This window comes from Sanguibacter inulinus, assembly GCF_013415325.1.
GTDB lineage: Bacteria > Actinomycetota > Actinomycetes > Actinomycetales > Cellulomonadaceae > Sanguibacter > Sanguibacter inulinus.
In genome coordinates, this window is the sequence record NZ_JACBYE010000079.1 from 1 (window position 1) to 9997 (window position 9997).

Sequence of the window (9997 nt, forward strand, 5' to 3'; positions counted from 1 at the left end):
CCCGAGCACGCCCCCATCCCGGCACCCGCCCCGCGGCGGCAGGTGACCCGCGCGTGACGCAGGACGTCAGGCGAGGACGCCGAGGTCGGAGCCGAGCCTGGCGCAGGCGCGCGCTGGAGCCCGAGACCCCGGCTCCCCAGGTAGGTTGGTCTGTGACGTGCCGCACAACGGCGCGTCGTCGACAGCGAGGAGACCACCGACGATGTCCACCCAGCAGACCGCCGCGACAGACCACGACACCGCAGCGAGCACCGACGACCTGACGGGCGACGCAGCCCGGACGGGGCGAGCGGCGCCGGCAGCGTCCGCAGAGTCCACGGCGACGAGCCACCCGAGCACGGCCCAGATCTCTGTCCCGTGGGCCAACGCCCTGGGGCAGCTCGCCGGCGCCGTCGAGATCCTCGGCTACGAAGAGGGTCTCCACGAGATGCTCGCGACCCCGCGGCGCGAGATCAACGTGGCCGTCCCGCTGCGCCGCGACGACGGCAGGGTCGAGCTGTTCAAGGGTTTCAGGGTGCAGCACAACGTCTCGCGCGGGCCCGGCAAGGGCGGTCTGCGGTTCCACCCCAGCGTCGACGCCGACGAGGTGCGCGCCCTCGCGATGCTCATGACCTGGAAGTGTGCCGTCGTCGACCTCCCCTACGGCGGCGCCAAGGGCGGCGTCGGCATCGACCCCCAGCAGTACAGCGAGCGCGAGCTCGAGCGCGTCACCCGCCGCTACACGAGCGAGATCATGCCGATGATCGGCCCGGAGCGCGACATCATGGCCCCCGACATGGGGACCAACGAGCAGACCATGGCCTGGGTCATGGACACCTACTCGGTGAGCCAGGGCTACACGATCCCCGGGGTCGTGACAGGCAAGCCCCTCGCCGTCGGCGGCTCCCTGGGCCGGGCCACAGCCACCTCGCGCGGGGTCGTGCACGTGACCATCTCCGCACTCGCCGAGGTCGGCGAGACGCTCACCGGCGCGACCGTCGCCATCCAGGGCTTCGGCAAGGTCGGTGCCCACGCCGCGTCGATCTTCGCGGAGGAGGGCGCCCGCGTGGTCGCGGTCAGCGACCAGTTCGGCGGGGTCCACAACGCTGCGGGCATCGACGTGCCGCGCCTGCTCGACCACGTGGCAGCGACAGGCTCGGTCGTGGGCTTCGACGGCGCCGACCCGCTCGGCAACGACGCGCTCCTCGCCCTCGAGGTCGACGTCCTCGTCCCTGCGGCCATCGACGGGGTGCTCGACTCCCGCACGGCGCCGTCGGTCCGCGCGAGGTTCGTCGTCGAGGGCGCCAACGGCCCCACGACCTCGGAGGCCGACGCGATCCTCGCCGAGAAGGGTGTCGTGGTCGTCCCCGACATCCTCGCCAACGCCGGCGGTGTGGTCGTCTCGTACTTCGAGTGGGTCCAGTCGAACCAGACGTACTGGTGGGACGCGAACGAGATCGAGCAGAAGCTGGCCGATCGCATGCACTCGGCCTTCCGCGAGGTCGCCGCGACCTCGCGCGCGCAGGGCATCACGCTGCGCGACGCGGCACTGGTGATCGGCGTGCGGCGCGTCGCCGAGGCGCACCAGATCCGTGGCCTCTATCCCTGATCTCCGGCCGTCGCAGACCGACGCAGCCCTGCACCCCTCGCGTGAGGGGTGCAGGGCTGCGTCGATGTGGCCGGTGGGCCTCGGTCGCCGAGCGGCTGGCGGTCTCTCAGTCGCCGAGCGGCTGCCTGTCTCTCAGTCGCCGAGCGGCTGCCTGTCTCTCAGTCGCCGAGCGGCTGGCGGTCAGCCCAGGCGTGCAGGTCGGTCCGCGGCCCTGTGAAGAAGGGCACCTCTTCGCGCACGTGGTGGCGTGCCTCGGTCGCGCGGAGGTCGCGCATGAGGTCGACGATCCGTGCGAGGTCGGCCGCCTCGAAGGCGAGCAGCCACTCGTAGTCGCCGAGGGCGAAGGCCTGGACGGTGTTCGCCCTGACGTCCTTGTAGCCCGCCGCCGCGATGCCGTGGTCGCGCAGCATGGTCGCGCGCTCCGCGGCCGGCAGCAGGTACCACTCGTAAGACCTCACGAAGGGGTACACGCAGATGTACTTCTCCGGGGCCTCGTCAGCCATGAAGGCCGGGACGTGACCGCGGTTGAACTCGGCCGGGCGGTGCAGGCCGACGTTCGACCACACAGGCTCGAGGTGACGTCCCAGGTCGGAGGCGCGCAGGCGCTGGTAGGCCCCCTGGACGGACTCGATCGAGGGCCCGTGCCACCACACCATGAGGTCGGCGTCGGAGCGCAGGCCACCGACGTCGTACCAGCCGCGGATCGTCAGGTCGGTGTCGACCCCCGAGTCCGCGCCACCGACCGAGGCCAGGGCGGCGTCGACGACCTCGGCACGCTCGGCGGCGTCGGTCGGGAGGGTCTGGACCGTCGAGAAGACCGACCACATCGTGTAGCGCACGGCCTCGTTGATGTCGTCCGTCGGGACGGTCTCGCCGGTGTCGGGACGGTGGTGCAGGTGCTGGTCGCTCATGGCGTGCTGGCTCTCTTCGTCGCGGGTCAGGAGTTCAGGGCTTCCGAGCACAGGGCGGGCACGCCGCTGTCCTCGCCGTCACGGCGACGGCAGCAGCCGGGCCGGCACACGGACCTGTAGGCGGGCAGGGTGCCGACGGTCTGCTGGACGATCTCGTCGCCGCGGGCCAGGGCGGCCCGCTCGAGGACGAGGTCGACCAGACCGGAGACGAAGGGCGCCCGGGTGCTCACGGTCCCGGCGCGCACGGCGGCGAGGCCGAGCTCGGCGGCCGTGGCGATCGCCTCGGTGTCGAGGTCGTAGGCGACCTCCATGTGGTCGGAGATGAATCCGATCGGTGAGATCACGACGGAGCGCACACCCGACTCGGCGAGCTCGCCGAGGTGGTCGTTGACGTCGGGCTCGAGCCACGGCTGGCTCGGCGGGCCGGAGCGCGAGCAGTACGCGAGCGTCCACTCGACGGGGTGGCCGAGGACCGTCGAGACCTCGGCGGCGACCACGGCGGCGAGGTCGAGGTGCTGCTGGGAGTACGTCGCGCCGGAGACTGCCGAGGCGGCCTCCATGGTGTCCGGGATCGAGTGCGTGACGAAGACGAGGCGGGCCTCGGCTGCGAGCTCGGCACCGTCCTTCTCGGCGAGCGCACGGTAGCCGTCCACGACGGCGTCGATGTTGGCCTGGGCGAAGCCGGGGTGGTTGAAGTACGAGCGCACCTTGTCGAACTGGACGCTCCGCGACCCCTCCGGGCCGAGGTCGCCGAGCCCGTCGAGGGTCACGGCGAGGTCTTCGCGGTACTGGCGGCAGCCGGAGTACGAGGAGTACGCGCTCGTGACGAGGGCGACGGCGCGCTGGACACCCATCTCCTTGAGCTGCTCGACGGCGTCGCGCGTGTACGGCTCCCAGTTGCGGTTGCCCCACACGACCGGCAGGTCGATGCCGCGAGCGGCGAGCTCGCCCTCGAGGGCAGCCTGGAGGGCGAGGTTCTGCTCGTTGATCGGGCTCTTGCCGCCGAAGCCGTAGTAGTGCTCGCCGACCTCTTCGAGGCGGGAGTCGGGGATCCCCTTGCCGGCGGTGACGTTGCGGAGGAAGGGGACGACGTCTTCGGGCTTGTTGGGGCCTCCGAAGGAGTACAGCAGGAGGGCGTCGTAGGGCAGCTGGGGGCCGCGGGTGGTCTCGGCAGCCGTGCCGGGAGCAGCCTCGGTGTCTGGGGTGAGGGCCATGTGAGCCATCTTCGCACCGCTGGAGAACCCCGCCACCGCGAGGGTCGGGCTGCGCGGTGTGAGTTTGACACGACAGAACGTCAGGTCGTCTGGGAGCCTGCCGCCGGGCGCCCCTGGGGGTAGCGGCAGTCCTGGTCCTCGTCGCGCGGGGCGACGAGAGCGTGCGCGGCGTGGTGCAGCAGAGCGCTCACGTCGGCGAGGTCGAGGATCACCTGCTGGCAGTGGCCGCACCTGTGGAGATGGCTGTCGTACCGCTCTTCCGACGCCGGCGCGAGCACGCCGCAGGGGCGCAGGTCGATGCGCGGGACCATCCAGGCGCAGCCTGGCGCCGTCGACGGCGCCTCGACGATCTCGGCGAGCCACCGGGTCCGCAGCTCGACCTCGGCGACCCTCTGGAGCGCGTACAGCTCGTCGCCGTGGACACCGGCCATGAGGGCGACCGAGCCCGTCGGCTCGTCCTCGACGACCCTGTACCAGAGCACCGTGCGGGACTGCGCCGACAGGGCGCCGAAGGCACGGACGACGAGCGGGACGTCCGGGCGCAGGGCCCAGGAGCTCTCCGCGAAGAGCGTGCGGTAGAGGTGGAGGCGGAACGGTCCGTCGACGTCGCAGCCTGCCGAGATCTCGAGGAGGACGTCGGCAAAGGCGCGGTTCACGGCGGACTCGGAGGGGCTGCCCGGCGGCGACCACCGCTCCGCGAAGTCGTAGGCGGCCTGCCGGTGACGTCGCCAGAGCTCGAGGAACGCGTCGACGTCTCCGCTGCTGACGTCCTCGACGAGAGCGGCGTCGGCTGGGCCCGCCGAGCCCGCGGCGAGGTCGGTGTCGGTGTCCGTCGGGACATCGGTGAACATCTGAGACCCCTCCCGCGGCGAGCACCCCCTGCGACGCCGTGCGTCGATCATCCCAGGTGCCGGGCCGGTCGCGCAGAGGGGAACCCGCAGCGGGTCCCGCGACGGGCTCCTGGAGTCGTCTCTCTCGCGACGACCTCAGGTCCGCCGTCGGCCTGATGCCGCGGCTGCTCGGGGGTCCGGTCCCCGCCAGACGACATCCGGTGCCGAGGCGTTGAGAGGCAGATCACTCTCGACTGCGTTTGTCAGGAGGGTGGACAAACCCCGAAGTCTCGTTAGGCTCGACCTCGTGACCACTGCTGACCACCTCGGGCTCGTCCCTGCTCCAGTCCGCGCCGAGCCCGGCTCCGGAGCCCCGTTCGTGGCCCGAGAGGGCATCGTCATCACCGTCGACGAGGCCCTGCGACCGGCCGCCCGCTGGTGGGCCGGGGTCGTCTCCGCGGCGCACGGCATCGAGACCGTGCTGGCGGGGTCGGCGGACCCTGCTGCGGGTGCCGGCGGAGCCCGGTGGTCCCGCGCGGCCTTCCGGCTCGCGCCTGCGCCCGCGCCTGGCTCAGCAGAGCAAGCAGGGACAGGGCCGGCAGGGCCGAGAACCGGCGGCTACAGGCTCCGCGTGAGCGAGTCCGAGGTCGACGTCGAGGCCGACGACCTGCCCGGCGCCTTCGCAGCCGCCCAGACACTCCGGCAGCTCGCCGGCCCTGACGCCTTCAGGCGTGCGCCGCTGCGCACCGACCGCAGCGGGCTGACGCTCCCGGCCGTCGAGGTCTCCGACTCCCCTCGTTTCGCCTGGCGCGGCATGCTGCTCGACGTCGCCCGGCACTTCATGCCCGTGCACGACGTGCTGCGCCTCGTCGAGCTCGCCGCCGCCCACAAGCTCAACGTGCTCCAGCTGCACCTGACCGACGACCAGGGCTGGCGCATGCAGGTGCTGCGCTACCCCCTGCTCACGGCGGTCGGGGGGTGGCGCACCGAGACCGGGGTGGGCACCTGGCGCAGCGACCGCACCGACGGGCAGCCGCACGGCGGCTGGTACACGCAGGACGACCTGCGCGAGATCGTCGCCTACGCCCGCGAGCGGGGGGTCGTCGTCGTACCCGAGATCGACGTGCCGGGGCACGTCGAGGCGGCCGTGGCCGCCTACCCCGAGCTCGGCACCCGCAAGCAGCCGCACACGGTCCGCACCACCTGGGGCGTGAGCACCGAGGTGCTCGACCCCTCCGACGAGACCCTCGAGTTCTTCAGGCACGTGCTCGACGAGGTCCTCGACGTCTTCGACTCCCCCTGGGTCGCCCTCGGCGGTGACGAGGTCCCGACCACCCTGTGGCTCGAGAACCCGGCGATCGTCGAGCGGGCCGAGGCGCTCGGCCTGCCCGACGCGCGCCACCTGCACGGGTGGTTCGTCGACAGGCTGTGCGAGCACGTGATCGCCGCCGGACGTCGCCCCGTCGTGTGGGACGAGGCCTTCACGCCGACGCTCCCCGTCGAGACCGTCGTGACGGCGTGGCGCGGCATCAGTGTGGGCGCCGCGGCGATCGAGGCCGGGCACGACGTGGTCATGGCCCCCGAGCAGGTCGTGTACCTGGACCACCGGGCGGGCGAGCACCCCGACGAGCCGACTCCCGTGGGATTCGTGCGGACCGTCGCCGACGTCTACGCCTTCGACCCGCTGCCGGGCGCCGTTCGCACCGCTCACCCTGGGCTGGACGAGGCACCCGGGCGGCTCGTGGGTGTGCAGGCCCAGGTCTGGACCGAGCACCTCGACTCTCCCCGACGGGTCGACTTCGCGACTTTCCCCAGGCTCGCGGCCTTCGCGGAGGTCGCCTGGTCGCCCGAGGCGGACCGCGTACCCGGGTCGCCGGCCTCCGAGGCGTTCCTCGAGAGGCTGCGGACCGTGCACCTGCCGCGCCTGGACGCGGCGGGGGTTGAGTACCGCCCGCTCGACGGGCCGCTGCCCTGGCAGGCCCGACCTGGCGCACCCGGCTTCCCGCGCGACCTCGCGGCGGAGATGGCCGCAGCGGGGTGGGACGGCGCTGGCGGCTGGCACGAGGGCGACTCGCAGGACGACGTACGCGAGGCGGCGCTGTCGGAGACTCCCGCGACTCCCGCGACTCCCGCGACTCCCGCGACTCCCGCGACTCCCGCGACTCCCGCGACTCCCGCGACTCCCGCGACTCCCGCGACTCCCGCGACTCCCGCGACTCCCGCGACTGACGGTCTCGCATGACCGCCAGCCGTGTCGAGACCGTCGTCCACGGCGTCCGCCTGCCGGACGCCTCGTCGACGACAGGGCTGACCGAGCCCGTCGACCTGCACCTCGGCCGCCGGGTGATCGAGGTGTCGCCGGCCGGTCGCCGGCCGACGGGCGTCGACGTGCTCGACGGTGACGGCCGTGTCGCCCTGCCCGGGCTGGTCGACGCGCACGTGCACGGCGAGGCAGCCGTGCTCGACCCCGAGGTGCAGCACGCGATGCTGCGCCAGGGGGTGACGAGCATCGTCGTCGGGCAGGACGGGGTGTCCTTCGCGCCCTCGCACGTGACCGGCGCTGAATCCTTGCGGTCAGCCGGCGCGGCGCTCTCCCACGCAACCGGTACCGGTGCCGGCACCGACCGCATCCCGGCCCGGCACCCGTCCTCGTCCTCGTCCTCGTCCTCGTCCTCGTCCGCGAGCGCAGACCTGGACGCGACGACGTGGGCGGGCCGGTACTTCTCCGCGATCAACGGCGAGCACCCGACCTTCCGCGGCGGCGGCGTCGCCGACCTCCTCGCGACCTACGACGGCACCACCCCGGTCAACGTCGCCTACCTCGTCCCGCACGGCACGCTGCGCTACGCCCTGCTCGGCGACAGCGACAGACCGGCGACCGCCGCCGAGCGCGACCTGCTCGTCGCAGCCCTCGTCGACGGGCTCGACGCCGGTGCTGTCGGCATGTCGACGGGCCTCGAGTACGTCCCGGCCGCCTACGCAGACCGCGAGGAGCTGGTCGCGCTGGCCCGGGTGCTCGCCGGTCGCGGACTGCCTCACGTGAGCCACATGCGCGGGTACGAGGACAGGGCGGGCGCTGCGATGGCCGAGCTCGTCTCGATCGCCGCCGAGACCGGCGTCGCCACCCACGTCTCGCACTACCACGGACCGGCCGCTGAGCTCTCGGGCTACGTCGACGACGCCCTCGCCTCAGGCCTCGACGTCAGTTTCGACTCCTACCCGTACCTGCGCGGCGCGTCGATCCTCTCGATGGTCGCGCTGCCGACCTGGCTGCCGATCGCCGACCCGGAGCGGACCGTCGCTGCGCTGCGCGACCCTGCGGTGCTGGCCCGCCTGCGCACCGAGCACCTGCCGGGGCTCGTCGACCTCTGGCCCCGCGTGACGATGGCCTCGGTGCCGGGCGAGCACGTGTGGGCCGAGGGGCTCTCCCTCGTCGAGGTCGCGCGGCGCCTCGCCCTCTCCCCCGCGGACACCGCCGTCGAGCTCCTGGTCAGCACAGGGCTGCGGGCCGGGTGCGTCTTCGCCCAGCCGCCGACCAACTCCGCTGCCTCGGTCCTCGCCCTCTCGACGCACCCTGCCCAGATGGGCGGCTCGGACGCGATCTACGCCGGTGGGCGCCCGCACCCGCGCGGCTGGGGTGCCTTCGCCCGGATGCTCGCCCAGGTGCGCTCGGGCGACTGGACGTGGTCGGAGGCGCAGCACCACCTGTCGACGGCCGCTGCACGTCGCTTCGGGCTCGCCGGGCGCGGGTCGCTCGAGGTCGGGTCGGTCGCCGACGTGGCCCTGGTCGACCCCGGTACGGTCCGAGACCTCGCGACCTACGACGAGCCGCGACGGCTGGCGACGGGTGTCACCGACGTCGTGGTCGCGGGACGGCGGGTGCTCGCCGACGGCGAGCTCACAGGACTCACCCCCGGCCGGTCGCTCCGGCCGTCGACCGCGCCCGCGCCCGCGACCGCATCAGCGCACCGCACAGGAGGACGAGCATGAGCGAGCAGGATGGCACACCGAGCACGACCACCCACGGCCTGGAGGATGTCGCCACAGGCACCGCCGAGACCCGTGGGACCGCGCACGGACACGAGCACGGGCGCGGGCGCAGCAGCGACACCGTCGGTCCGCGGACCAAGGGGCTCGCGCTCGGTGCACCGGCGACCCTCGCGGAGGTGACAGCAGACCTCCCGTCGACCACAGGTGACACTTTCGGCTGGCCGCTGCTCACCCTCGACGACGCGGCCCTCGAGCACAACCTCACCACGATGGCCGAGGTCTGCCGGTCCGCCGGGGTGCTGCACGCACCCCACGTGAAGACGACGATGTCGCGGCAGGTCTTCGCGCGGCAGCAGGCTCACGGTGCCTGGGGTGCGACGGTCGCCAACCCCGCCCAGCTGCACACCGTGGTCGACTGGGGTGTGCGCAGGGTGTTCCTGGCCAACGAGATGGTCGACCCCCGCGAGACCCGCCGGCTGCGGACCCTCGTCGAGACGTCGGACGCTCTCGACCCTCTCGAGGCGTGGCTCTACGTCGACTCCGCCTACGGTGTGCGGCTGCTCGCGACGGCCTTCGCCGACGCCGCGCCCGAGGTGCGCGAGCGGGTCGGCGTGCTCGTGGAGGTCGGTGTCGCCGGCGGGCGGACAGGCACCCGCGGACCCGAGCAGGCGCTCGACCTCGCCCGGTCTGTCGCGGGGGCTGGCCTACGGCTGGTCGGCGTCGCCGGGTACGAGGGGTCTGCCGCCTCGGGCACCACCCCAGACGACCTCGCCCGCGTCGCGGCGTACTGCAGGTCCTTGCGCGAGGTCGCCGGGCTCTTCGTCGAGGCGGGTCTGGTCGGGCAGGACGGCTCCCCCATCGTCGTGTCGGCAGGCGGCAGCTCCTTCCTCGACGTCGTGGTCGCCGAGCTGCCCGGCCCCCTCGACGGCCCCGACGGCCGGACGACACCTGTCGACGTCCTCGTGCGCTCGGGCGCCTACGTCACCCACGACCACGGCTTCTGCGAGCGCATGGACCCCTGGCGGCGCATCCCCGGCGCCGTCCCGATGCGAGCAGCGGCGACGGTCTGGGCCCAGGTGCTCTCGGCTCCTGAGCCGGGGCTCGTCGTGCTCGGCGCGGGTCGACGCGACCTCGCCTACGACCTCGACCTCCCGGTCGCACTCTCGGTGCGCCGCGCGGACGACGACGGTGTGCTCGCGTCGCCCGAGCCTCTCCACGGTGCGCGCGTGACAGGGCTCAACGACCAGCACCTGTTCCTCGCCGTCGACGACCTCGCGCCCGGCACGCCTGCGCTGGGACCCGGCGACGTGGTCGGGCTCGGCATCTCGCACCCGTGCACGCTCTTCGACAAGTGGCGGGTCGCGGCGGTCGTCGACGCCGAGGACCGGGTCGTCGAGCTGGTCACCACAGACTTCTGAGCCGGAGGGCCACCTCCGCGCCCGGCCCCTCCCTGTCGTTGTCCAC

7 protein-coding genes are annotated in these 9997 nt (G+C 73.1%); 4 read left to right on the top strand and 3 right to left on the bottom strand.

Features of this window, described 5'->3' with window-relative positions; translation table 11 throughout:
- The first annotated feature begins 202 nt into the window (after positions 1-202).
- Positions 203-1588 carry a Glu/Leu/Phe/Val family dehydrogenase gene (locus HZZ10_RS18410; protein ID WP_082544208.1) on the top strand — a complete coding sequence of 462 codons (1386 nt, stop codon included), beginning with the start codon at positions 203-205 and terminating at the stop codon, positions 1586-1588.
- Positions 1589-1746: 158 nt separating this feature from the next.
- Here HZZ10_RS18410 and hemQ read toward each other — a convergent pair whose 3' ends face one another.
- From hemQ to HZZ10_RS18425, 3 genes are all read right to left on the bottom strand, one after another.
- Positions 1747-2499 carry a hydrogen peroxide-dependent heme synthase gene (hemQ, locus tag HZZ10_RS18415; RefSeq protein ID WP_179914627.1) on the bottom strand — a complete coding sequence of 251 codons (753 nt, stop codon included), beginning with the start codon at positions 2497-2499 and terminating at the stop codon, positions 1747-1749.
- Between the two features lie 26 nt (positions 2500-2525).
- Positions 2526-3713: a ferrochelatase gene (locus HZZ10_RS18420; RefSeq protein WP_082544253.1), complete on the bottom strand. Its 1188-nt coding sequence runs from the start codon at positions 3711-3713 to the stop codon at positions 2526-2528.
- 80 nt (positions 3714-3793) lie between these two features.
- Entirely contained in the window at positions 3794-4564 is a 771-nt protein-coding gene (locus tag HZZ10_RS18425) for an RNA polymerase sigma factor (protein WP_179914628.1), read from the bottom strand.
- 286 nt (positions 4565-4850) lie between these two features.
- Here HZZ10_RS18425 and HZZ10_RS18430 point away from each other — a divergent pair, with 286 nt between their 5' ends.
- The 3 genes from HZZ10_RS18430 to HZZ10_RS18440 are packed head-to-tail and all read left to right on the top strand — an operon-like array spanning position 4851 to position 9951.
- Positions 4851-6785, top strand: a complete 1935-nt coding sequence (locus tag HZZ10_RS18430) for a beta-N-acetylhexosaminidase (protein WP_308507622.1) — start codon at positions 4851-4853, stop codon at positions 6783-6785.
- A complete protein-coding gene (locus tag HZZ10_RS18435) occupies positions 6782-8533 on the top strand; it encodes an N-acyl-D-amino-acid deacylase family protein (protein WP_179914629.1) in 1752 nt (583 codons plus the stop codon). The genes HZZ10_RS18430 and HZZ10_RS18435 overlap by 4 nt, the downstream gene beginning before the upstream one ends.
- Positions 8530-9951, top strand: coding sequence for an alanine racemase (locus HZZ10_RS18440; RefSeq protein ID WP_179914630.1), 1422 nt, complete (start codon positions 8530-8532; stop codon positions 9949-9951). The genes HZZ10_RS18435 and HZZ10_RS18440 overlap by 4 nt, the downstream gene beginning before the upstream one ends.
- Positions 9952-9997: the final 46 nt, after the last annotated feature.

Excerpts from the sequence above, each read along its gene's own strand:
- HZZ10_RS18420 (WP_082544253.1), bottom strand. The coding sequence starts at position 3,713 with ATGGCCCTCACCCCAGACACCGAGGCTGCTCCCGGCACGGCTGCCGAG.
- HZZ10_RS18425 (WP_179914628.1), bottom strand. The coding sequence starts at position 4,564 with ATGTTCACCGATGTCCCGACGGACACCGACACCGACCTCGCCGCGGGC.
- hemQ (WP_179914627.1), bottom strand. The coding sequence starts at position 2,499 with ATGAGCGACCAGCACCTGCACCACCGTCCCGACACCGGCGAGACCGTC.
- HZZ10_RS18410 (WP_082544208.1), top strand. The coding sequence starts at position 203 with ATGTCCACCCAGCAGACCGCCGCGACAGACCACGACACCGCAGCGAGC.
- HZZ10_RS18435 (WP_179914629.1), top strand. The coding sequence starts at position 6,782 with ATGACCGCCAGCCGTGTCGAGACCGTCGTCCACGGCGTCCGCCTGCCG.
- HZZ10_RS18440 (WP_179914630.1), top strand. The coding sequence starts at position 8,530 with ATGAGCGAGCAGGATGGCACACCGAGCACGACCACCCACGGCCTGGAG.